A 21,806-nucleotide genomic window follows, 5' to 3' on the forward strand; every position below is an offset into this window, starting at 1 on the left:
ACGGGATTACCAGCTGAGGACGGCGCCCGCCCAGAAGACGCCGAGGACGGCGCCGAGGATGAGGAACGGGCCGAAGGCGAACGAACCCTTCCGGCCGCGGCGGCGGGCTGCCATCAACGCCAGCCCGGCGACGGCGAAGGTGATCCAGCCGGCCCCGAAGCCCAACACCACCGCTCCCCAGCCGAACCAGCCACCGAAAGCGCCCGCCGCCGCGGCGAGCTTCACGTCCCCGAACCCCAAGTCGGGGGAGAACACCGCCATCACGAAGTAGAGGACGAACAGCGCGACCGCGGCCAGCCCCGCGCGACCGAGCGCGCCCCACGCTCCGGTGGTCCAGGCGGCGAGGGTGAGCAGGACCGCCGTCAGCCCGATCAGGGGCAGCACGATCCGGTCCGGCAGCCGCTCCTCCGCCAGGTCGATCACCGTGAGCAGTCCGGACGCGACGGCGAGGACGACGAAGGCCAGCATCTCCGCCCAGCTGTGCGCGAGCCCGGCCAGACCGCCGAGCGCCGCGGCCACCGGGACGTGCACCCAGCGGCGCAGGATCGGGGCGTCCGAGGTCGCGCAGCGGCGAAGGAACCCGGTCAGCGCCCACGCGGCGACGGCCGCGACGAGCGCGCAGAGCAGGACCGCCACGAGGCTCGACCCGGTCACCCGATGCCGGCGAAGGAGTGGACGATCCCGATCACGCCCGGCCCCATCACGACGATGAACATGGCCGGCATGATGAACAGGATCAGCGGGAACACGACCTTGACCGGGATCTCCATGGCCTTGCGCTCCGCGTACTGGCGGCGCTCCATGCGGAGCTCGTCCGCCTGCGCCTGCAGGACGTCGGACAACGCGATGCCGTACGCCTCGGCCTGGATGATCGAGCGGACGAACCGGCGCAGGGTCTCCACCCCGGTGCGCTCGGCGAGGTCCTCGTAGGCCGCGCGGCGGGTCAGGCCCACCGAGATGTCCTGCAGGGTGCGGACCAACTCGCTGGAGAGTTCGCCCTTGCCGTTCTTCGCCACCCGCATCATGGCGGCGTCGAAGCCCAGCCCCGCGTTGACGGCGATGCTCATCTGGTCGAGCGTGTCCGGCAACTGCCGCTTGATCGCCTCCTGGCGGTCCTTGCCCGCGCTCTGCAGGCGGACCATGGGGAGGAAGAAGCCGAGCAGGCACACCGCGATCCCGATCAGGATCCCCAGCGGGGGCTGCACCTGCCGCGAAATCAGGACCCCGGCCACCGCACCGAGCAGGCCCAGCATCCCCATGTTGGCCAGGATCCGGTCGGGGGTGTTGTTCTCCGGGCGCCCGGCGCCCGCCCACAACCTGGTGATGGTCCCGATCAGGGGGGCGGGCATGACCCGGCGCATGGTCGCGGCGAGGCCGCCGGCCTTCTTCTCGCCGGCCAGCGTCGGGCCGGCGGCCTGCTTGGGCTTGTCGAGCTGGCGGCGGAGGTTGGCGAGCATCTGGCGCCGGGTCATGGTGGCGCCGCCGAACGCGAACCAGAGCAGGACGCCGATGCTGGCGGCGACGAGCACGATCCCGAGGTAGGCCTGTGGTTGCACGGGTCCTCCTTCAGTACTTCAGGTTGATGAGCTTGGTCAGCCAGAAACCGCCGATGCCGAGCATCACGATGCCGGCGCCCAGCATCATCCAGCCGAGTGGGTCGGTGAACAGCTTCATGATGTAGCCGGGGTTCGAGAGGAAGAGGAACAGCGAGACCACGAACGGCAGCAACATCAGGATGATCGCCGACAGTTTGCCGTCCGCGGCCAGCGCAGCGACCTGGCGCTTCATCGCCGTGCGTTCGCGGATCGTCTTGCTGACGTTGTCGAGGACGTCGGCAAGGTTCCCGCCGACCTCGCGGTTGATGCCGATCGCCTGCGTGATCCAGTAGAAGTCCTCGTTGCGCATCCGGGTGGCGACGTCGTTGAGGGAATCCATCATCGAGCGTCCGACCCGGGCCTCGTTGGTGACCCGCGCGAACTCCTGCGACACCGGCGCCCCGGCCTCCTGCGCGATCGTGGCCACGGCCTGCGGGAGGCTGTAGCCGGCACGCAGGCTGCCGGCCATCATCTGGAGGACCTCGTCGAGCTGCTTGCCGAACTCCTTGCGGCGCCGGTCGGCCAGCGTCGAGAGCAGCATCCGTCCGATGATCGGGCAGAGCAGGGCGAGCAGCAGGCCGATCACGGGCTGGCCGAGGACCAGGCCGAGCGCGAACGCGGCCAGCGCTGCCGCGCCGACGATCACGATCAGGTCCTTGATCGGCGTGGTGACGCCGGCCTCCTCGAGGATCGTGTCGAACGACGTGTTGCGGCCGCGGATCATCTTCTCCACCGCGCCGGTGGCGGCGTCCGCCATGCGCTGGATGCCCGAGCCCTGTGGTGCCGACCCCGGGCGGCGCCGGTCCAGCGGGAGCCGGTTGTTCGGCATCGTCACCAGGACGACGGTGGTCAGGCCGGCGATCCCCAGCAGGACCCACCCGAGGGTCAGCGCTGCGGACGAGGAGAGGAAGGCGGTCATCAGCGGTGCCCCGCCGACCACAGGCCGCCGTTCCCGAAGACGTTCGGCGACAGCTTGATGCCGTAGTCGTCGAACTTCTGGGTGAAGGTCGGACGGACGCCGGTCGGCCGGCAGCTGCCGAGGAACTTGCCGTCGGGCGACAGCCCGGCGGAGTAGTCGAACTCGAACACGTCCTGCATCGTGACGACCTGGCCCTCCATGCCGTTCACCTCGCTGACCGAGGTCACGCGCCGGGTGCCGTCGCGGAGACGGGTGAGCTGGACGATCACGTCGATGGCGCTGCAGACCTGCTCGCGGATGGCCCGCAGCGGCAGGTCCATGCCGGCCATCAGGACGAGGGTCTCGAGGCGGGCGAGCGCGTCGCGGGTGGTGTTGGCGTGGATGGTCGACAGCGAGCCGTCGTGGCCGGTGTTCATGGCCTGGAGCATGTCGAGGGCCTCGCCGCCACGACACTCGCCGACGATGATCCGGTCGGGACGCATACGCAGGGAGTTCTTGACCAGGTCACGGATGGTGACCTCGCCCTTGCCCTCCACGTTCGGCGGACGCGACTCGAGTCGCACCACGTGGTCCTGCTGCAGCTGGAGCTCCACCGCGTCCTCGATCGAGACGATCCGCTCGTCGTTCGGGATGAAGCTGGACAGCACGTTGAGCAGCGTGGTCTTGCCGGTGCCGGTACCGCCGGAGACGATGATGTTCAGCCGGGCGGACACGCAGGCGTGCAGGAGTTCGGCGATCTCGGGGCTCAGCGAGCGCTTCTCGATCAGGTCGGGGACGGTCAGCGCGTCCTTGGAGAACTTCCGGATCGTCAACGTGGAACCGCTCACCGCCAGCGGCGGGATGATCGCGTTGACGCGGGAGCCGTCCTCGAGGCGGGCGTCCACCAGCGGCGACGACTCGTCGATGCGGCGACCGACCTTGGTGACGATCCGCTCGATCACGCGCCGCAGGTGCGGCTCGTCCTTGAAGCGGACCTGGCTCAGCGTCAGCTTGCCCGCCCGCTCGATGTAGACCTTGTACGGGCCGTTCACCATGATCTCGGTCACGGCCTTGTCGGTGATCAGCGGCTCGAGCGGTCCGAGGCCGAGGACGTCGTCGTGGACCTCCCGGATCAGGCGCTGCCGCTCCCGCGCGGTCAGGGGCAGCTTGCCGCCCTCGATGATCGCGTTCAGCTCGGCCTGCACGAGCCCCTGCAGCGCGGACTCGTCGAGCGTCGAGTCGGTCAGGCGGTTGCCCATCCGCTCGAAGAGCTGCTCGACCGCGTCCTCCTTGATCCGCGCCAGCGCGTCGTGGGTCTCCACGACCACCGGTGCGGTGGAGGCACGATTGACCAGGCGGTGGTCCTCGGCGGCCGGAGCGGACGTCGGCGGCACCCAGGTCACGGTCGGCGCCGCGGCCGACGAGGGCTGGCTCGCGCTCTCCGGCACCGGCAGCCACGGCGCGGGCGGAGCGTTGTCGGCGGGTGCCGCCGGGTTGGCCGCACCGGGCGCCGGAATGCTGGTGAAGGCCCGCGTCGGGCTGGAGGTGGAGCGGGGAGCGTCCGGTTCCCGGGGGATGCCGCGCTCGCCCTTCTGGGCGGCGAGGACCCGTTCTGCGAGGTTCACTGCTACGCCTCCTTCTTGTGGCCGAAGTCGAAGAAGCGGCGGCCCTTCTCGCCGGCCTTCTCACCGGCATCGACCGCGTCGACGAGCGCCTTGAGCTGCTTGGCGACCGGGTCACGACTGCCGGCCTGCAGCAGCGGGATGCCCTGGTTGACCGAGATCGGCACGGAGTTCGACTGCGGGATCTGGAAGTCGACCTTGCGGTCGATGGACGCCTCGACGTCCGCGACCGAGATGCCGCGGCTCGGGTGCATGAAGTTCAGGACGACCGACCGCGACTCGACCATCAGCCCGATGTCACGCAGGGTGTCGAGCTCCTTGCGCAGCCCGCGGACCCCCGGGACGTCCAGGCTGGTCACCAGCACGAGGATGTCGGTCTGGTCGAGGACGGCCAGGGTGTGCTCGCTCAGGCCGGGGGCGGTGTCGACCACCACGTACTTGAACTGCCCTGCGAGGGTGTCGAGCAGGTTCACGACGTCCTTGCTCGTCACCGCGTCGGCGGCGGCGGGCGACTCCGAACCGGGCACGACGTACAGGCCGGTCTGGTGCTGGAAGAGGTAGGACTTCAACGCCAGCGGGTCGTGCGCGGCCGGGCCGTGCGCCATGTCGGGAAGGCTGTACTCCGCCGTGATGTTCAGGGCGCTGCCGACGTCACCGAAGTGGACGTCGAGGTCGACGAGCACCGTCGACTGCGGCAGGCGCTGGGCGAGACCCACAGCGAGGTTGGTGGACACGGTGGTCTTGCCCACGCCACCTTTGGGCGAAGCCACCGTGACCACCTTCCCCCGCTGGGTCGACACAGCACCGGGAACGCCGAGCGTCCCCTGCTGCATCACCCGCGGCCCGGAGTGGGTGGCGGCCCGCTCCAAGGCCTTCTTCATCTCCTCGACCGGCGCACCGGGCATGACGATGTCACGCACGCCGGCACGCATGGCGTCGAGGCTCACCTCTGCGCCCAGGTCAGTGACCAGCACGGAGGAGATGGTGAAGTTCTGATCGAGTTCCACGGCCAGCGAGAGTGCGGCCGGGACCTGTTCGCCCGGATCGAGGACGGCGACCGCGGGCAGCGGCGCCCCCTGCAGGTGGTTCAGCAGGACCTGGACCTTGTCCGGAAACTGGTCCGGGGCGATCGCGTAGCCGTCCGGACCCCACGCCTGTTGGACCAGGCCCACGACGTGGGGGTTGCGGCTGATGACGAGGACGGGGCTCATTTGAGCACGGTCTTCCCTGTGATCACGGGGAACGAGTTGGTGCTGCCGTCCTTCGGCTCCAGCGCGGCCCAGATCTTCGCGTTCTCCGCACCCCAGACCACGCGGGTGACGTCCTCGGGGTCGAGCGCGAGCGTCAGGGTCAGGGTGTTGCCGGCGGCCGCGTCGTCCGAGCCCTCCGTGGAGGCTCCCTGGACGTTCACGACGAGCACGTTGCGCAGCGCCTGCGCGGTGACCGTGTCGTCCTTGTCCTTGAGGGGACCGGTGATCAGCAGAGCGACCTTGTCACCGGCCTGGATCGTGCCCCCGACCGTGCGGGTGCCCTCGAGGGCGATGCTGACCTGCTGGAGGTTCGCGGGGACCTCGACACTGCCGGTGCTGGTGGTGTTGGGGGTGATGAAGCGGCTCGACAGGACCTGCTCGCCGACGGCGAGGGCGCTGTCGGTGACCAGGTCGGCCACGGACGAGGTGTCGGTGAGAGCCCCGTCGACGACTGCCATCCTGGGCAACTGCTTGAGCTGCACGTAGGGCGTCAGGCTCGCGCCGGAGGTACCGGCGGGCACAGCCTGGGTGACGACCAGCACGCCGGTCGTCTCCATGTTGGCCATCGCGCGCTTGTCGGCGTTGCTGACGTAGTTGTACAGAAGGACCGCGCCGATGCCGGCGAGGAGGACTGCCGCGACAGCGGCGATGATTCGGCGTTGCATGAGGACCGCCTCGGTGCTCGAGTGGACAAGACAATCGTCGGCAGCGGTGCTGCCGGGTGGCGCTCGTCCCCCCTGCCGCCAGCAGGGCGTTGACGAGTATTGAATTCCGTGAGCCGGGTCCAGATGCAGGTCCGGCGGTGGCCCGGGTCCTTGTCATCCTTTCGGGTGACAATGTCGTCCGTGCCGCAATGATTTGGTGAGTCACTCTCCGGGAAGCGGCGCCGGTGTGGCCGGCGGGTCCTCGGAACGGGGAACGAATGTCCTCCGTGCGGGTGACTGGATTGTGCGGGAGGAAATGGGGGGCATTTCCTGGGTTGATGCCTTTCGAGGCGCCCCGGGCGTCTGCGCGGGGCGCCTCGAATCAGGCTCGACGTGGAGCCAGAACCCGGTGGGTCCTAGATCGCGGTGCCGATGTTGGAGAACAGGTTGGTCAGGTTGGTGCCGAGGGTGGCGACGACCGTGATGATCACGGCGGCGATCAGGGCGACCATGATGCCGTACTCGACGGCGGTGGCGCCGCGCTCCTTGGTGGCAACGACCGAACCGACGGTCTTCGCAACGATATTGCTCATGACTAGGCCTTTCCGGGTATCCGGCGAATCAGATCGCGGTGCCGATGTTGGAGAACAGGTGGGTCAGGTTGGTGCCGAGGGTGGCGACGACCGTGATGATCACGGCGGCGATGAGAGCGACCATGATGCCGTACTCGACGGCGGTGGCGCCGCGGTCCTTGGTGGCGACGACCGAACCGATGATCTTGGCGGGCAGGTTCTTCATGAGAGACCCCTTTCAGGTGGTGTGGGATAGGTCCGCTGGAGCCTGGAAACCATCCACCAGAACTCCGTCGTGAAGAATGATTACATCGCTGAGTGAGTGATGTCAAAGGGTTTCTTCAAGAACTTCGAGATCCGTACTAAAGTGGTGTTCACAAGGCCACTTGCGGTCCCCCAAAGGAGGACGTAGGGCAGGCAATGAATGCCGAAAATGTCCCCCGAAGGAGGACATGGCCTCAGAATTTGATGCGTCTTTGTCACCCGGAAGAGGACATAAGGGGGAACTGGTGCGGAACTGGACGAGATGGCTGGTGCCGGTCGCGGGGCTGCTGTGCTTCGGACTGGGTGCGCCGGCGACGGCCCACGCGGGCACCGACGTGGATGACGTCGTGTCGGCGTTGGGGCTCACCGCGGAGCCGGCGGACTACGTGCTCCTTGTCGACACCTCGGGCTCGATGCAGGCCGACGGACGCTACACCTCCGTGCGCAACCAGCTCGCCACGCTCGTGAAGGGGCTCTCGCCCAAGGACAGGGTGTCACTGCTCACCTTCGATACCACGGTCACCCCCCGGTTCCGTGGTGAGGTGGGCAAGGACGGCGGAGCTGTCCTCGCCGAGCTGCCGGCCAAGGCCGCCGGCGAGCACACCGACATCGGCGCGGCGATCTCGGCAGGGCTCACCGAACTGGAGAGGTCGGACACGCGCCGCCTGGCGGCCCTGATCCTGATCACCGACGGCAAGCTCGACGCCCCCGGGTCGAAGTACGCGGACGTGAAGTCGTCGGCGTGGAAGGAACTCAAGACGCGGGCCGGCGCCCTCGGGACCGACCACCAGGTGGCCGCGTACGCCGTCTCCCTCATGGCGAGCACGGACGCGGGGCTGCTCAAGAAGGTGTTGCCGCAGGCCACGGAGGTGGACGCGGCGGACGTCGGGGATCGCTTCGCCGCGGTCGGGAGCGACCTGGTCAGGCTGCAGGCTGCGCAGGCGCTGAAGAGCGAACTCGCCCAGCCGATCGTCGTGAACTGGCACGGTGATCTCGGCGCCGCTCTCGCCGAAGGGACGCCGGCTGCCGTCCAGCTCGAGTTCGTCTCCCCCTACCCGCACGTCCCGGTCCAGCTGTCGAAGCTGGCCGTCCAGACGGCCCCCGGCCTGCACGTGACCCTCACCGGCCTCCCGGACAAGGTCACCCTCGACCCGAACGGGCACGCGGACGTGTCGGCGACGGCGACGGTGTCGGGCAGTGGCGGTCCGGATGCCACGGTCGGACTGACCGCCGTCGTGACCTCGTCGTGGAGCGATGCGCTCACCGGTGACCTCGGGCTCGAGTTCGCGCCCGCGATCCAGGGGACGGCCACCGTGCCCGCGGCGCCGATCAAGGTTCCGCCCACCCTGCTGCCCACTGTGGCCGGCGTCGCCGGTGGGCTCGCCGTGGCGTTCGTCCTCTTCCTGTTCGTCCGTGCCCTCTTCACGCCGTCGCTGAGCGGCCTCCTCACGATCCGCCGCAACGGCAGGGACCTGGCCGACATCGTGCTGGAAGGGCGCCGGATGAAGCTCACCGCCCCGGAGGCGGTGCCCGACCTGGCCGGGCTGACCGGCGCGGTCGCCGGGTCGCGCGGGGGAGGAAAGGGGCAGCGCGCCGTCCGGGTGAACCTGCGGTTCGGGGCGACCAGCGCCAGGGGTGTGGTTCGTGACGGGTCCTCGGTCGCGCTGGGCGACCTCGACGTGGAGTACACGAGCGGGCGGCGCCGGATCCTCGACAAGATCGGCCTCCCGCGTCCGGGAACGGGCGCTTCGGTCGAGGCCGGCGCTGGCGCCACGGCCGCCGCGGTGCTTTCCCCGGTGTCCCCCTGACGGGTGACACGGAATCTATTTCTGGCGTCCCCTCACGGGTGACAACGACTCATTTCTCTGGCATTTTCTGGTCATGTCATCCAAAAGGGTGACACCGGAAATGATTGGTGCGGGCCCAGTCCCTCGCTTGGCCGTGCACACCGGTTTGACTAGGGGTGTTGCGTCGAAGTGGGGCGACACACCGAGCGGGAAATCCGCGACCCGACGAGCCGGGCGCAGTAATCTGGACGGTTCGCCGCCGATCATTGACACTGCCCGAGCAGCCCACCTAGACTCACAGTAATTCTGGAGGGGTCCGGAGAATTCGGCAGAACAAAACTGGAGTATGCGTGGATACCAAGAGGCGTTCGCGCAAGTCGCAGCGTGGGGCCGCTGCACTTGAGTTCGCGATCATACTGCCCGTCCTCATGCTGCTTGTGTTCGGCATGGTGGACTTCGCCATGACGTTCAACGCGCAGTCGACCGTCGCCAACGCGGCGCGGGACGGCGCCCGGGCGGCGAGCCTGGGCAAGAAGTACGCGGCCGCGGGCACGCAGATCAGGGGCGAGACGAGTGCCCTGCTGAACAGCTCCACGATCGCCTACACGATCTGCACGGCCGCCACGATCGACGCCACCACCTGGTCGTGCAGCGGGACGGCGTCCGGCGACTCCACCACCTACGACAGCAAGGCCGCGATCGACGCGATCGTCCGGGTCACGGTCAGCTACCGGTACTCCTGGATCACTCCGCTGCCGGGGTGGGTGGGCATGAGCAACCCCGTCACGGTCAGCCAGACCAGCTACATGAGAATCGAGTCCACCTCATGAGTGCACAGGCCCGGCGACGCCGGCACAACCAGCGCGGCGCCAGTGCCGTCGTCCTCTCCCTCGTGATGATGGTCCTGATCGCGGCCGGCGCGCTCGGCTTCGACATCGCGAAGCTCGTCTACGAGCGGCAGCAGGTGCGTGCCGCGGTCGACGCCGCCGCCCAGATCGGCGCGGCGCGGCTCACGTCGACGGCGATGGGGACCTCCGCAGCCGCCGACATGGTCGCTCTGATCAAGAGCGCGGCGGTCGCCAACTACGGCACGGCCACCTACGGTCCCAAGCTGACCACGGCCAACGTGACCGTGGCGTTCTACTGCGTGGTCGCCAACACGTCCGGCAGCTCGGCCGTGGTGAGCCCCAACACCAACCAGATCCCGAGCACCTGTCGGCCCAACCCGAGCTCGACCGACTACACCACGGGCACCAAGTGCAGCGGGACCTCCTGCGCGATCCCGTGCTCACCGACCACGATCGCGGGCGCGGTGTGCAACGCGGTCCAGGTCAGCGCGAGCAAGACCGTCCAGTTCGTGTTCGGACCGGCGATCAACATCGACCACGGCTCGGCCGCCGCCTCGACGGTCTCGTGCCGCGGCAGCTGCGGCGGCGAGGCGACGCCCAACCCGATGAACGTCGTCGTGATGGCCGACCGGACGCCGTCCATGTGGGGCACCCTGACCTCCGTCAACTCCTCCACCGGCAAGGTGACAGGCACCGGCAACGACTCCAACCTGAGCGCCCTCCGTTCTGGCATCGAGGGGATGCTCCAGATCATGACGCCGAACCAGCAGTACGTCGCCTTCGGCGCCCTGCACCAGAGCACGACGGTCACGAACACTTCTGCCGCCGACAACCTGACGAAGCCGCTGGCATCGGGCGGGAAGATCTTCGGCGAGACGACCAGCACCTCCTACACCTATTCCAACCAGGTCACGGGCACGACCTACAACTCACAGACGAAGTGCGAGAAGTACAGCTACTACTGGTACAACAGCGCCTGCTACAAGACGCGCACGACGGTGACGACGGCTGCCCGCACGAACCAGTTCGCGGGCACCTGGGTACCGGTCGGGTTCACCAAGACCTACCTGAACTCCGACAAGAGCCTCAACACGAGCACCGACCTCTACGCGAGCGTTCACAACCTGGCGTACTCGAACCTGACGACGTCGGGGACGAACGGGTCCAGCGCCACCTACTTCTGGAACAGCCAGCTCGGCGATGACGGAACCTACTCCAACGCTGGTACCGGCACCCACCTCGCGTCCGCACTGAAGGGTGCGGCCCGGTACCTGCTGGCCAACGTCGACTCGAACAACTACGTGTCGAGCCTGGACTCCGACGGCTTCCGCGCCGACCTCAAGATCCCGGTGAGGAACGTGATCATTTTCGAGACCGACGGGCAGCCGGACGAGGTCTTCACCGACGCCTCCACCGACGCGGCCACGCCCCTGGCACTGACCAACGCCGACGACATCGGCTCGACCGACGACTACCGGGCGTGCCAGAACTTCAAGAAGGTGGCCGACGAGGTGAAGGCGGCCGGCATCCTGATGGTCACGATCGGCTTCGGCTCGGTGAACAGCGCCTCTTGCAGCAACTCGAGCGGGTCATCGGCGACGGCGCGCTCGGTGCTCGCGTACGCCGCGTCCACCAACACCTCGGTGACCGGGACCGGCACGGCGGACAGCACCTGCAGCAACTCGACGCAGATCGCTGCCGAGAACAGCGACTCCGACTACTACTACTGCGCGGCGTCGGCCTCGGACCTCACGTCGGTGTTCGCCGCGGCGATGGGCAACATCTCCAAGAACACCAAGTTCATGGCGATCGACGGCGTCAGCGACTGAGGCTCGCAGCGGCCGGGCCGGTCTGGCCGTGACGTGATCCTGCCACTGTGTCCGGCCCAGGCGGCACACCCGTCCCGCCGGGGCCGTTGGACGGCAGGATCGCGTCAGCCCAGGTAGGCCTCGAGCCCGTCCGCGATCGCCCTGGCGGCCTGCGTGCGGAACTTCGCGGAGCCGAGCAGTGCGGCGTCCGTGGCGTGCCGCATGTTGCCCATCTCGAGCATGACGGCGGTGCGCTTCGACAGGTTCAGGGTGCCGAGGTCGTTGCGGAAGCTCAGCGCGGTGCCGCCGCCGATGTAGGTCGAGCGCGGCATCGCCGTCTCGGTCTCCAGCGCGCGGCGCAGCCGCTTCGCCAGCGCGGTCGACTCCTTCTCCACCGCCGACCCGCCGACCATCGTCGTGCTCACGATGACGTGGAAACCGCGCGCACCGCTGGCGAAGCTGCCGTCGGCGTGGATGGACACGAGCGCGTCCGCCTTGAGCTCGTTCGCCAGGGCTGAGCGGAGGTTCACGCACGGCCCCTCGCCGTGGTCGTTCGGACGCGTCAGCCGGACGGTGGCGCCGCGCGCCCGCAGTTCCTTCGCCAGCGCGTTCGCCTGCGCCCAGTTGTAGGCGTGCTCGGCGTAGCCGGCGTTGGTCGCGGTTCCCGAGGAGTTGCACTCCTTGGAGCGGCCGTTTCCGCTGGGCACCTTGCGCAGTTCGCGCTTCGTCCACACGCCGTTGTGGCCGGGGTCGATGACGATCGTCCTGCCCGCCAGCGGCAGCGCGTCCTGCGTCGGGGACATCGTCGGCGTGGGCGCCGCCGTGGCACTCGTCGCCGAGGCGGACGGGCCCGGTGTGGCCGGTGACCCCGAGGGACTCGCGGACGCGGGGCTCTCCGCGACCACGGGAGCGGACGGGACCACGGGATCAGACGCGGCCACCTGGCACCCGGTCAGCGCCACCGAGAGGGCGATCGCAACCGCCGCCCCCCGCACTCCTCGCACCCGATGACGATACCCGTCGGCCGGCTGGCGGCCGGAATAGGGCCTCCCCCTCCCTCGTTGAGCGTCGCATGAGCGAGGAGTTCACCCACAACGCCGCCGCGCACCAGTTCGAGGTGACCGTCGACGGCCGCTTCGCCGGCGAGGCCCACTACACGGTGCGCGATGGCGTCGCCGCGTTCGACCACACGATGGTGCCCTCCGAGTTCGGCGGGCGCGGGGTCGCCGGCCGCCTCGTCCAGTACGCGATGGACGAGGTCCGCGCGGCGGGGGAGTGGAAGGTGCGGCCGGTCTGCTCCTACGTCGTGTACTGGTTCGACCGGCACCCCGACTACGCCGATCTGCTGGCCTGACTTCCGCACCCGCTCCGAGATCCCGGGTCGAGCCCGGGATGACAGCAGTGGGCACTGTCCACTGGGCGGGCCGTGCGCAGACGGCCCCTGTCATCCCGGCGAAAGCCGGGATCTCGACGACACAACCCGACATCAGCAACACCGAGATCCCGGGTCACGCCCGGGATGACAGCAGTGGGGCACTGTCCGCTGGGCGGGCCGTGCGCAGACGGCCCCTGTCATCCCGGCGAAAGCCGGGATCTCGACGACACAACCCGACACCACCCGCTCCGAGATCCCGGGTCGAGCCCGGGATGACAGCAGCGGGCTCCGTCCACTGTGACCGCACCCGCCGGCGCGCTCCGTTGCGTAGCCGGTGGGCAATTCGAAGCATTGCCGGGGGTGTCCCGCCGGCGAAGAATTCATCACCGGGGGCGAGATGCTGGATCAGCCGACAGTTGCCGCCGACCTGGCGGCCCTGCGACGCCGGGCGGAGGCGGGCATCGCGGACGGCACGTTCGACGTGGCCGACACCGCCTATGCCGAGCTCCATCGGCTCGGCGGCCTCGACCGCGTCGACGCCGGGAACTGGTTGCGGACGCTGCGCGCGCTCGGCGTCCGGCGCCCGCAGCCGAGCCTCGCCGAACTGGTGGCCAGCTTCCCTGACGACCAGGACATCCTCGAATTCGTGGCCGCAGAGTTGTGGCAACGGGCCGAGACGAGGGCTGCCGACGCCGAGTCCGACGACGACGACCTCGCCAGGGAGGCGTGGTCGGCGGCGCTGAAGATGGCCGGGCCGGTGCCGCGGACGGACGCGGAGGGCGTCCGGCTGATCGGGCTGCTGGACCGGTTCTTCCAGGCCGGGCGCAGGCAGCGGACGCCGATCGGCAGCTACGCGGAGTTCGAGAGCGCCCTGAAACGGTTCGCCGCTGCGGGACCGGAATCGACCCTCCGCGCGGCCGACCTGCTGGCTGCCGAGAGCCCGGTGACCGCCCTCGAGCTCGTCACCGGTGCGGAGCTGAGCGCTGCGGCGGTCCTCGTCCGCGCGGTCGCGTCCGCCGAGCTGGACGATTTCACGACGTCGGCACGGCTGTTCGACCAGCTCGCCGCCGACTGGGGCGTCGGCGTCCGCGACCTCGACGTGGAGGACCGCTCCCGGTGGGTGCAGGCCATGACGGACGTGGGCCGCTTCGCCGAGGCCGAGGAGGCGTGTCTGCGCACGATCGCCGTGGTCGAGGGACGCCCCGGGGACGCGGGAGGCTGGACCGCGGCGGGGATGGCCCAGGACTCGTTCGCCCACTGGCGCCACGTCTACCGGTTGCTGGCCTACCGGCTTGCCGCGCAGCAGGGCCACTTCCGGGCGGCGTGGGACCACCTGCGCAAGTCGGTCGAGCTCGACGACACGTCCCTGCCGGACGAGTTGCGTCGCTCGATCCTGCGGATCCGCATCCTGCTCGCCGACCAGCCGATGGCGCTGGCGATCCTCGCCGAGCTGCGCCAGCTCGACACGCCCGACCCGTACAACACGTCGTACGCCGAGGCCTGCCTGTGGGCGGGGACGCAATGGGGGACGCCGACGTCGGAGGGCCGGCTGGTCGACCCGGACAACCCGTTCGCTGGTTCCCGGTACACGGGGCAGGCCGCTGCCAGGGCGCTGCTGGCCCAGGCGGGCCCGGAGGTGGACAGCCGGCAACTGCTGCGCCTCGCGCTGCTCGCCGGCGACGACGACAGGGCTGCGACGATGATCGCGGCCGAGCCGCTCACGCCGGCGGACCCGTGGTCGGTGCAGGTGCTCGGGGCGATGCTGCTGCTCCGCACCGGCGACGACGTCGCCGCCGACGCCCTGCTGGCCCAGGTGCTGCCGCTGCGGCGCCACGACCTCGACCTGCGCGTGCTGGACGCGCAGGCATCCCTCATCGCGGGGCGGTACAAGGAGGCGATGCGGGAGGCGATGGCGATCACCGACGCGGTCGGCGAGCACATCCTCGCCCGCACGATCCAGGCGGAGGGTGAGTTCGAGTCGGCGCTGGCGATGGCGGAGGGCCCGGAGGGCGGCACCGGCAACACGGGCTCGGTGGAGAACGCGCAGCAGTTGATGGTGGCCGTCGCCGACTACCGGATGGCTGCCGACCTGCACCGCGACACCCGGTACTACCTGGAGACCGGACGCGCACGGCCGGGCGGGAGGGTCGGCTCAGAGCCGCTGGCGCCGCGACTGTTCATCGAGGTGTGCCGACGGGGACTGCACGCGGCGATCCTCGCCCAGGAGGGCCTGGACCGGCTCGGCCTGAAGGGCGACGCACAACTGATCGACGACGCGCAGGACCTCGTCCAGCACCTGCGCTCGGTGAACCAGCCGTGCTGCCGGACGTGGGGGCCGCGCTGGCGGCGCCTGGTGCACCAGGTGCGGCACCTGCCCGATCGGGACGAGGCGTCCCGGCTCGCCCTGCTGATGATCGCCTACCGGTGGTCGAACTGGCGCAAGCGGCTTGTCAACGGTGCATTCCTGCTGCTCGGCGTCGTCGTCACCTACCTCGGGCTGACCAACCAGCTGCCAGGGCCCGAGTCGGACACGCTGCGGGTGATGGTGCTGGGCGTCGGCGTCCTGCTGCTGCTGATGCCGTTCGCTCGCAGCCTTAAGGTCGGCGTGGTCGAGCTCAGCAGGGACGCGGACGTGGCACCGCTGTCGGGACGGTCGAAGTCGCTGCGAACCAGCCGGCTGCTGCTGCGGGCCAACCACCTGGGGACGTTCGCGCTCCCGTCCCCCCCGGAGAAGGGACGTCGCGCCCACGCCCGCTCGCGCGAGGACGGGGCACCGTCCACCTCGCCGACGGCCTGACTCGCCACCCGGCGGGCGCGTTTCACGGCTCGTCCGGAGCCGGTCAGGCGGCCCGGCCGGTCCCGTACAACTCGCGCAGGTAGTTCGCGTACTGGCGCTTCCCGAGCACGGCCCACAGCAGCCGGGGGAGCGGCGGCAGGTTCTGCCGGACCCAGGCGGCCCGTTCGTCCGCGGGCAGCGCGTCGAGGATGGCGCCGAGCTGGATCAGCAGCCGGTTACGGGGGATGGCGCCCAGACCGTGCTCGGCCAGTTCGTCCCACTCCGCCTGCGTGAGGGTGGTGGCCGCGACCGGTGCGATCTGCTCCTCGTCCTGGCCCAGATGCGCCTGGAGGCTGGCCGCCACGGCCTCGACGGCGGCGGCCAGCTCTTCCCTGTCCGCGGCGGACGCGGTCGACCGCCAGGCCGGGAGCCTGGCGTTGACGTCGTCCAGCAGGCCGGAGATGGCCTCGTGCTGCGCGCGCATCTGGCCGACGTGCAGCGCGCAGGCCGGCGCGCGGGACTCGAGCCGGTCCCAGAGCAGGACGTCCTCGCCGTGGTGGTGGATGTGCAGGCCGGCGACGATCTCCTCGATGTGGAAGCCGACGACCTCTGACCGCGCGGTGTCGCCGTTCGTCACCCCGCGGATCAGCCCCGGCGCCTCGCCGTAGAGCCGACGGAACATGTTGTGGATCATGATCAGGTCCGACGTGTCGCACCCGACCTTCTGGGCACTCTCCGAGCGCATCTGCCCACCCCCTCTGGCATGCCGACGTCTCAGCATTCGGGCTCGTGCGGCACCGGTCAAGTGGCCGCTGTGCGTAGCCCCCGCGTGCCCCTTCTTGTCATTCCGGGCTTGACCCGGGATCTCGGTGTAGGGGGCCGTGGGCGGGGCACTTGTCATCCCGGGCTTGACCCGGGATCTCGGTGTGGGTGCGGGCTGGTTGTCGTCGAGATCCCGGCTTTCGCCGGGATGACAGGGCTGTCGGATTGTGTGTCCGGGTCAAGGTGGACGGTTTGTCGCGAGTTCGCCGCGGAGGCGTCCATTCTTGTGGTGGGTGGGGCGGTCCACCTCAGCTGACGAGGGCCGCCTGCTTCAGGCGGGTCTTCTCCGAGGCGGGGAGGAAGGACGCCTCGATGCTGTTCGCGGCGAGGGTGGCGAGCTGGTCGTCACTGAGGGCGAGGTCGCGGCGGACGGCGGCGAGGTTCGCGTCCAGGTAGCCGCCGAAGTAGGCGGGGTCGTCGGAGTTCACGCACGCGACGATGCCCGCGTCCAGCATGGCGGGCAGCGGGTGTGCGGCCAGGTCCGGCACCGCCTTCAGGCGCACGTTGGACAGCGGGCAGACCGTGAGCGGGATCCGGTTCCGGACGAGGTGCTCGACCAGGCTCGGGTCGCGCAGCGCGGTGATCCCGTGGTCGATCCGCTCCGCCCCGAGCGTCTCCAGGGCCTCCCACACGTACTCCGGGCCGCCCTCCTCCCCGGCGTGCGCGACCGTGTGCAGGCCGTCGGCCCGCGCCCGCGCGTACAGCGGGGCGAACGGCATCGCCGGGAAGCCGATCTCGGACGAGCACAGTCCGATGCCGAGCAGGTCGACGCCGGTGGTCAGCGCCTCGGCGTAGGCACGCTCGGCGTCCGCGGCCGGAAGGTGCCGCAGGAACGTCACGATCAGCCCCGAGCTCACCCCGTGGTCCGCCTCCGAGCGCGCGAGCGCGTCCGCGACCCCGGCGAGCGCCACCGGCGCGGGGACGCCGCGCGCCGTGTGCGCCTGCAGGTCGAAGAACACCTCGGCTCGCACCACCCCGGACGCGGCCGCCCGCGCCAGGTACGCGTCGGTGAGCTCGGCGAAATCTGCCTCCGTGCGCAGCACGGCCATGTTCGCGTAGTACACGTCGAGGAAGTCCTGGAGGCACCCGTACTCGTAGCGGCTGCGCAGGTCGTCCACGTCCTGCCACGGCAGCGCGATCCGGTTGCGCTCGGCCAGCTCGAACACCATGTCGGGCTCGAGCGTGCCCTCCAGGTGCAGGTGCAACTCCGCGAACGGCAGCATCAGGTTCCTTCCTCCGGTTGCCGCGATGCTAGCTCCGTCCGCCCCGCCGGGCGGACCGCATCGTGAACGCCGAACCCCCGGGCTCAGTGCTGGTGGAGTTCGATGCCGATCTGGTCGGCGTCGAGCTGGGCCAGCGCCGCGTCCAGCACCGTGGACGGGTATGCGCCGAGGTCGCGGAGGTCCAGCAGCGCGTCCCGCTGCGCGGCGATCAGGTCGAGGCGCAGCGTCCGGAACTGCTCCATGCGGGCCCGCACCGCCGGGCTGCCGGGACGGAAATCGTCCTCGTCCGAACGAGGCGCCCTCGCGATCCGCTCCCTGGCCTTCTCCACCATCTCGGGTGGGAAGCTCTCGAGCCTTCCGGAGGCGAGCCGGTCGAACGCCGCCCGGTTGAGCTCGGCCTGCAGGGCCTCCCACTGTCCGGGGTCGACCTCGCCCGCGCCGGTGAGCCCGAGCTTCGTCGCGAGCCAGCCCAGCGTCGACCCCTGGATGAGCAGCGTGCCGAGGGCCACCAGGGTCGCGACGAGGATCAGCAGCGACCGGTGCGGCGTGCCGGACGGCAGGGTCTGCGCCGCCGCGATCGTGACCGCCCCGCGCATGCCCGCCCACACCAGCATCACGCCTTCGCGCCAGCCGAGCTTCTCCGCGGCCAGGTAGTCCAGGTCCGCCACCCGCTTGCGCAGCATCTGCTGCCAGCGGCCGATCCGCTCCTCGCTGGTCGCGGTTCCCGCGGCCGCGCGCCGTTCCAGCCGGCGGGCCTTGCGCCGGGACGGCCGCCTGTCCCCGCGGCCCTGGGCGAGGTGCGGGTCGGACGCGCCGAAGTCCGGCACCTTCCCTTCCGCGATCTGGTCCTGGAGTTCGGTGAGGCGGTCGCGCACCTCGGGAGCCCTCCGGTTGCGTCGGGCCAGCGTCCACAGCGACCAGGCGACGAACCCCGACCGGACCGCGATCGCGCAGGTCGCGGCGAGGACGGCCACCAGGACCGCGAGTCCCAGACCACCGCCGGACGCCACGACGTCCGCCGCGAGGCTGGGCGCCTCGAGGCCGACGAGCAGGAACACCGCACTCTCCAGCAGCAGCTCGACGGTCCGCCACACGGTGCGTTCGGCGATCCGTTCCTCCGCGCCCAGCCGGCGTGGCGCCCCGTAGCCGGTGACGAGGCCCGCGGTGACGGTGGCGACCAGGCCGGACGCCTCGAGGTGCTCGGCGGGGAGGTAGGCGAGGAACGGGACCACCAGCGAGAGCGTGACGTTGCTGGTCACCTGGGTGATGCGCGCCCGGATGGCCAGGTTGAGCCTCCCCACGACCCAGCCGATCGCGACGGCGGCAGCGACGGCCCACAGGAAGTCCAGACCCACCTCCCAGACCGAGATCGAGACGCCGATCGCCGCGACGGCGGAGCGCAGCAGCACGAGCGCGGAGGCGTCGTTGAGCAGGCTCTCGCCCTCGAGCACGGTGACGATTCGGCGGGGCACTCCTGCCTGCCGGATCACGGAGGTCGCGACCGCGTCCGTCGGGCTGACGATGGCGCCGAGGGCGATCCCGATCCCCAGCGGGAGCCCGGGGGCGAGCGCGCAGGCGAGCAGGCCGACCAGAACCGACGTGATCACCACGAGGATCACGGAGAACAGCGAGATCAGCCGGAAGTCCCTGCGGAACTCCATGGACGGGGTGTTCACCGCTGTCGAGTACAGCAGCGGCGGCAGGATGCCGCCGAGGATCCACTCCGGGGGGATCGTGACGCGGTCCACGAACGGGAGGAACGTGACCGCGACGCCCAGCACGACCAGCAGCAGCGGTGCCGCCACGCCCACCCGTGGCGCGATCACGGACACCGCGACGACCAGCACCACCCCGACGATGGCGACCAGCTCCAGACTCATGGGCGGCTCCCGGTCGTGTTCATGGGTCGATCCTCCCGCACCCGTCACGGCCCGAGCTACCCGCCGCCACCGTCCACGTCCCACCACAGACGCTCCCGAAATTTCGGTGGCTTCTGCGCGTTTCGGGAGCGTTTGTGCGGGGCTGCCGGTCAGCCGAGGCGGGCCTCGGGGTGGTTGGCCAGGGCGACGGCCACCTGTTCGGCGTGCCGTTCCGACATCGCGGGGAGCGCCCCGACGGCGAAGAACGCGGCCTCGGACGCCTCCCCGTCGACGGGGTGGGGATCCCCGTCCACCCACCGGCAGCGGAAGACGTGGTCGATGTACTGGGTCTCGTCGCCGTTGGCGTAGGTGATCACCTCGGTCACGGTCAGCCAGACGAGGCGTTCCACCTCAGCGGTCACCCCCGCCTCCTCGGCCACCTCGCGGACGGCGGCGTCGTGCGGGTGCTCGCCCGGGTCGATGATGCCGGCCACGGGCGCCCATTCCCCGTCGTCGGCGCGCCGGACGAGGAGCACCTCCTCGCCGTCCCCGCCGTCCCTGACCACCACGGCAGTCGAGCCGGAGAGCCACAGCCGGGTGGTCCCGACCTTCTCCCGCAGGGCGAGGATGAACTCTGGAGTCGGCACAGGCGAACCCTACGCGCTGCCGCGGCGGTGGTTCAGTGCATCACCGGGGCCGTGGCGTCGTCGGCGTCCGCCGGCTTGCGGAGGAACACGATCGCGACGATGCCGAACAACCACAGCGCGCCCACGGTGAGGAAGGACGCGCGCGCACCCGCGGCCAGCGCGACCTCCGCGGGCGTCCCCGGCGGCTGGGCCGCGGCGACGGCCGACATCAGGGTCACGAACAGGGCCGTCCCCGCCGCGCCGGCGACCTGCTGGACGGTGCCGACGATCGCCGACCCGTGCCCGTACAGGTGCGGTGGGAGGGATCCGAGCGAGACGGTGAACAGCGGGGTGAACAGGGCGGCCAGGCCCAGGCTCAGCAGGATGTGCGCGATGAGCAGTTCCCACCACGGCGTCGACACCGACACCTGGGTGAACAGGCCGAACGAGCCGAGGACGGCGACCGCACCCGGCAGCATCAGCCAGCGGGGTCCGACCCGGTCGTAGAGCCGTCCGACGACCGGCCCGAGGAGGCCCATCAGCAGGGCGCCCGGGAGTGTGAGCAGGCCGACGTACAGCGGCGGGGCGTGCATCACCTGCTGCAGCACCAGCGGGAGGGCGATGATCGTGCCGAACAGGACGGCCATCGCGATCGCCATCACCCCGATCGACAGGGCGAAGATCGGACGGGTGAACGTGCGCAGGTCGAGCAGCGCCTCGTCCGTCCGCTGGAGGACGAGCTGGCGCCAGACGAACAGCGCCAGGCCGACCACCCCGACACCGAGCCCGACCTCCATGCCGGTGGTGTTCGCGCTGCCGACCTGGCTGAGCCCGTAGACGAGCCCGCCGAAGCCGAACGCGGTCAGCGGGATGCTCACGATGTCGAGCTTCACCGCGACCGGCTCGTTCAGGTTCGGGACCTGGCGGGCGCCGACGACGAGGATGGCCAGTGCGATCGGGAGGACGATCGCGAAGACGAACCGCCACGGCAGGAACTGCAGGATCACCCCGGACATGGTCGGGCCGATCGCGGGCGCCGCAGAGATGACGAGGCTGATCGTGCCCATCACCCTGCCGCGGCTGCGGGCGGGGACGAGTTCCATCACCGTCGTCATCAGCAGCGGCATCATGATCGCCGTCCCGCTGGCCTGGACGATGCGCCCGACCAGCAGGCTGGGGAAACCCCAGCCGACGGCGGCCACCAGCGTGCCCGCGCTGAACAGAGACATCGCGAGGGTGAACACGGTGCGGGTGGGCAGGCGTTCCATCAGCCAGCCGGTGACGGGGATGACCACGGCCATCGTGAGCATGAAGCCGGTGGTGAGCCACTGCGCGGTCCGCTCGTCGATGCCGAGGTCGGCCATGATCCGGGAGAGCGCCACGTTGAGCGCGGTCTCGTTGAGGATCACGACGAACGCGCCGACCAGTAGCACGGCCAGCACCCGGACAGTCTGGGCGGGGAGCCGGTCGGTCGTCGCGCGGGTCTCTTCGTCGATGGTCATGGTGGCCTTCGGGTGGGAGCTGGTCAGGGTGGGGGACCCGGAGGGTCGTGGTCGGAGATCTCGTGGTGGTAGGAGAACTCACTGTTGACGCAGGAGAAAAGGCGGAAGCCGGTCCGGATTATTCCGGACCGGCCTCGCCGTGTGGATTACCCGGGCCAGCTCGTCGACCCCCCCGAATCGCGAACCCGGCCAAGTGCCTTGCCACATCGGGTAGCCCCGAATCTAGGGAACCACCGTCCTGCCCTGTCAGGTCGGGCGCCAGATGCCAGTCACGTGCGCCCGGTCCCGAAATTCGAGGCCGATGTCCTGCTGTTCCCGAACGTTCCCCCCCGGTT

Annotated in this window: 19 protein-coding genes and 1 pseudogene; 6 read left to right on the plus strand and 14 right to left on the minus strand. The window is 70.1% G+C overall.

Annotated features, from left to right (window positions below; all coding sequences use genetic code 11):
• Positions 1-6: 6 nt before the first annotated feature.
• From QM779_RS14030 to QM779_RS14050, 5 genes are read right to left on the minus strand one after another with little or no spacing between them, the layout of a single operon-like run.
• Positions 7-654: a prepilin peptidase gene (locus QM779_RS14030; RefSeq protein ID WP_428536263.1), complete on the minus strand. Its 648-nt coding sequence runs from the start codon at positions 652-654 to the stop codon at positions 7-9.
• On the minus strand, positions 651-1,556 hold the full coding sequence (locus tag QM779_RS14035; RefSeq protein WP_428536265.1) for a type II secretion system F family protein: 906 nt from the start codon (positions 1,554-1,556) through the stop codon (positions 651-653). Before QM779_RS14035 ends, QM779_RS14030 begins: the two co-directional genes overlap by 4 nt.
• A gap of 10 nt (positions 1,557-1,566) precedes the next feature.
• Positions 1,567-2,514: a type II secretion system F family protein gene (locus QM779_RS14040; protein WP_428536267.1), complete on the minus strand. Its 948-nt coding sequence runs from the start codon at positions 2,512-2,514 to the stop codon at positions 1,567-1,569.
• Complete coding sequence (locus QM779_RS14045; RefSeq protein ID WP_428536269.1) at positions 2,514-4,118, minus strand: CpaF family protein; 1,605 nt, start codon at positions 4,116-4,118, stop codon at positions 2,514-2,516. The genes QM779_RS14040 and QM779_RS14045 overlap by 1 nt, the downstream gene beginning before the upstream one ends.
• 2 nt (positions 4,119-4,120) lie before the next feature.
• On the minus strand, positions 4,121-5,047 hold the full coding sequence (locus QM779_RS14050) for an AAA family ATPase (protein WP_428538432.1): 927 nt from the start codon (positions 5,045-5,047) through the stop codon (positions 4,121-4,123).
• A gap of 229 nt (positions 5,048-5,276) precedes the next feature.
• Between QM779_RS14050 and QM779_RS14055 the strand changes: the two are divergent.
• A pseudogene (locus QM779_RS14055) lies at positions 5,277-5,330 on the plus strand (hypothetical protein); the annotation flags it as partial.
• On the opposite strand, the gene cpaB reads toward QM779_RS14055, so the two are convergent.
• The 3 genes from cpaB to QM779_RS14070 form a co-directional block, all read right to left on the minus strand.
• Complete coding sequence (gene cpaB, locus QM779_RS14060) at positions 5,323-6,030, minus strand: Flp pilus assembly protein CpaB (RefSeq protein ID WP_428536271.1); 708 nt, start codon at positions 6,028-6,030, stop codon at positions 5,323-5,325. The pseudogene QM779_RS14055 and the gene cpaB sit on opposite strands and share 8 nt — an antisense overlap.
• 395 nt (positions 6,031-6,425) lie before the next feature.
• Positions 6,426-6,602 carry a Flp family type IVb pilin gene (locus QM779_RS14065; protein WP_428536273.1) on the minus strand — a complete coding sequence of 59 codons (177 nt, stop codon included), beginning with the start codon at positions 6,600-6,602 and terminating at the stop codon, positions 6,426-6,428.
• Between the two features lie 28 nt (positions 6,603-6,630).
• Entirely contained in the window at positions 6,631-6,807 is a 177-nt protein-coding gene (locus QM779_RS14070) for a Flp family type IVb pilin (RefSeq protein ID WP_428536275.1), read from the minus strand.
• A gap of 283 nt (positions 6,808-7,090) precedes the next feature.
• On the opposite strand from QM779_RS14070, the gene QM779_RS14075 reads away from it, so the two are divergent.
• The 3 genes from QM779_RS14075 to QM779_RS14085 all read left to right on the plus strand — a co-directional run bounded on the left by QM779_RS14075 (position 7,091) and on the right by QM779_RS14085 (position 11,309).
• Entirely contained in the window at positions 7,091-8,653 is a 1,563-nt protein-coding gene (locus QM779_RS14075; protein WP_428536277.1) for a vWA domain-containing protein, read from the plus strand.
• Between the two features lie 329 nt (positions 8,654-8,982).
• Entirely contained in the window at positions 8,983-9,462 is a 480-nt protein-coding gene (locus QM779_RS14080) for a TadE/TadG family type IV pilus assembly protein (protein ID WP_428536279.1), read from the plus strand.
• Positions 9,459-11,309, plus strand: coding sequence for a TadE/TadG family type IV pilus assembly protein (locus tag QM779_RS14085; RefSeq protein ID WP_428536281.1), 1,851 nt, complete (start codon positions 9,459-9,461; stop codon positions 11,307-11,309). The genes QM779_RS14080 and QM779_RS14085 overlap by 4 nt, the downstream gene beginning before the upstream one ends.
• A gap of 104 nt (positions 11,310-11,413) precedes the next feature.
• Here the strand turns inward: QM779_RS14085 and QM779_RS14090 are convergent, their stop codons facing one another.
• Entirely contained in the window at positions 11,414-12,292 is an 879-nt protein-coding gene (locus QM779_RS14090; RefSeq protein WP_428536283.1) for an N-acetylmuramoyl-L-alanine amidase, read from the minus strand.
• A gap of 68 nt (positions 12,293-12,360) precedes the next feature.
• On the opposite strand from QM779_RS14090, the gene QM779_RS14095 reads away from it, so the two are divergent.
• Positions 12,361-12,642, plus strand: coding sequence for a GNAT family N-acetyltransferase (locus QM779_RS14095; protein ID WP_428536285.1), 282 nt, complete (start codon positions 12,361-12,363; stop codon positions 12,640-12,642).
• 418 nt (positions 12,643-13,060) lie between these two features.
• The gene (locus QM779_RS14100; RefSeq protein ID WP_428536287.1) at positions 13,061-15,460 is read left to right on the plus strand and encodes a hypothetical protein; all 2,400 of its coding nucleotides are present in this window, start codon (positions 13,061-13,063) and stop codon (positions 15,458-15,460) included.
• Between the two features lie 43 nt (positions 15,461-15,503).
• Here QM779_RS14100 and QM779_RS14105 read toward each other — a convergent pair whose 3' ends face one another.
• From QM779_RS14105 to QM779_RS14125, 5 genes are all read right to left on the minus strand, one after another.
• Entirely contained in the window at positions 15,504-16,184 is a 681-nt protein-coding gene (locus QM779_RS14105; RefSeq protein ID WP_428536289.1) for a hemerythrin domain-containing protein, read from the minus strand.
• Between the two features lie 325 nt (positions 16,185-16,509).
• Positions 16,510-17,484, minus strand: a complete 975-nt coding sequence (locus QM779_RS14110; RefSeq protein WP_428536291.1) for an adenosine deaminase — start codon at positions 17,482-17,484, stop codon at positions 16,510-16,512.
• Positions 17,485-17,567: 83 nt separating this feature from the next.
• Positions 17,568-19,364 (minus strand): cation:proton antiporter, encoded by a 1,797-nt coding sequence (locus tag QM779_RS14115; RefSeq protein WP_428536293.1) that lies wholly within the window; start codon positions 19,362-19,364, stop codon positions 17,568-17,570.
• Between the two features lie 149 nt (positions 19,365-19,513).
• Positions 19,514-19,990 carry an NUDIX hydrolase gene (locus QM779_RS14120; protein WP_428536295.1) on the minus strand — a complete coding sequence of 159 codons (477 nt, stop codon included), beginning with the start codon at positions 19,988-19,990 and terminating at the stop codon, positions 19,514-19,516.
• Positions 19,991-20,022: 32 nt separating this feature from the next.
• Positions 20,023-21,471 (minus strand): MDR family MFS transporter, encoded by a 1,449-nt coding sequence (locus QM779_RS14125; RefSeq protein ID WP_428536297.1) that lies wholly within the window; start codon positions 21,469-21,471, stop codon positions 20,023-20,025.
• Positions 21,472-21,806: the final 335 nt, after the last annotated feature.

It is taken from the genome of Propionicimonas sp., assembly GCF_049840635.1.
Classification (GTDB): domain Bacteria; phylum Actinomycetota; class Actinomycetes; order Propionibacteriales; family Propionibacteriaceae; genus Propionicimonas.

What these genes read in the sequence shown, in the direction of transcription:
- QM779_RS14050 (WP_428538432.1), bottom strand. Translation starts at nt 5,047, where the DNA reads ATGCGTGCCGGCGTGCGTGACATCGTCATGCCCGGTGCGCCGGTCGAG.
- cpaB (WP_428536271.1), bottom strand. Translation starts at nt 6,030, where the DNA reads ATGCAACGCCGAATCATCGCCGCTGTCGCGGCAGTCCTCCTCGCCGGC.
- QM779_RS14105 (WP_428536289.1), bottom strand. Translation starts at nt 16,184, where the DNA reads ATGCGCTCGGAGAGTGCCCAGAAGGTCGGGTGCGACACGTCGGACCTG.
- QM779_RS14095 (WP_428536285.1), top strand. Translation starts at nt 12,361, where the DNA reads ATGAGCGAGGAGTTCACCCACAACGCCGCCGCGCACCAGTTCGAGGTG.
- QM779_RS14100 (WP_428536287.1), top strand. Translation starts at nt 13,061, where the DNA reads ATGCTGGATCAGCCGACAGTTGCCGCCGACCTGGCGGCCCTGCGACGC.
- QM779_RS14040 (WP_428536267.1), bottom strand. Translation starts at nt 2,514, where the DNA reads ATGACCGCCTTCCTCTCCTCGTCCGCAGCGCTGACCCTCGGGTGGGTC.
- QM779_RS14115 (WP_428536293.1), bottom strand. Translation starts at nt 19,364, where the DNA reads ATGAGTCTGGAGCTGGTCGCCATCGTCGGGGTGGTGCTGGTCGTCGCG.
- QM779_RS14110 (WP_428536291.1), bottom strand. Translation starts at nt 17,484, where the DNA reads ATGCTGCCGTTCGCGGAGTTGCACCTGCACCTGGAGGGCACGCTCGAG.
- QM779_RS14065 (WP_428536273.1), bottom strand. Translation starts at nt 6,602, where the DNA reads ATGAGCAATATCGTTGCGAAGACCGTCGGTTCGGTCGTTGCCACCAAG.
- QM779_RS14070 (WP_428536275.1), bottom strand. Translation starts at nt 6,807, where the DNA reads ATGAAGAACCTGCCCGCCAAGATCATCGGTTCGGTCGTCGCCACCAAG.
- QM779_RS14085 (WP_428536281.1), top strand. Translation starts at nt 9,459, where the DNA reads ATGAGTGCACAGGCCCGGCGACGCCGGCACAACCAGCGCGGCGCCAGT.
- QM779_RS14125 (WP_428536297.1), bottom strand. Translation starts at nt 21,471, where the DNA reads ATGACCATCGACGAAGAGACCCGCGCGACGACCGACCGGCTCCCCGCC.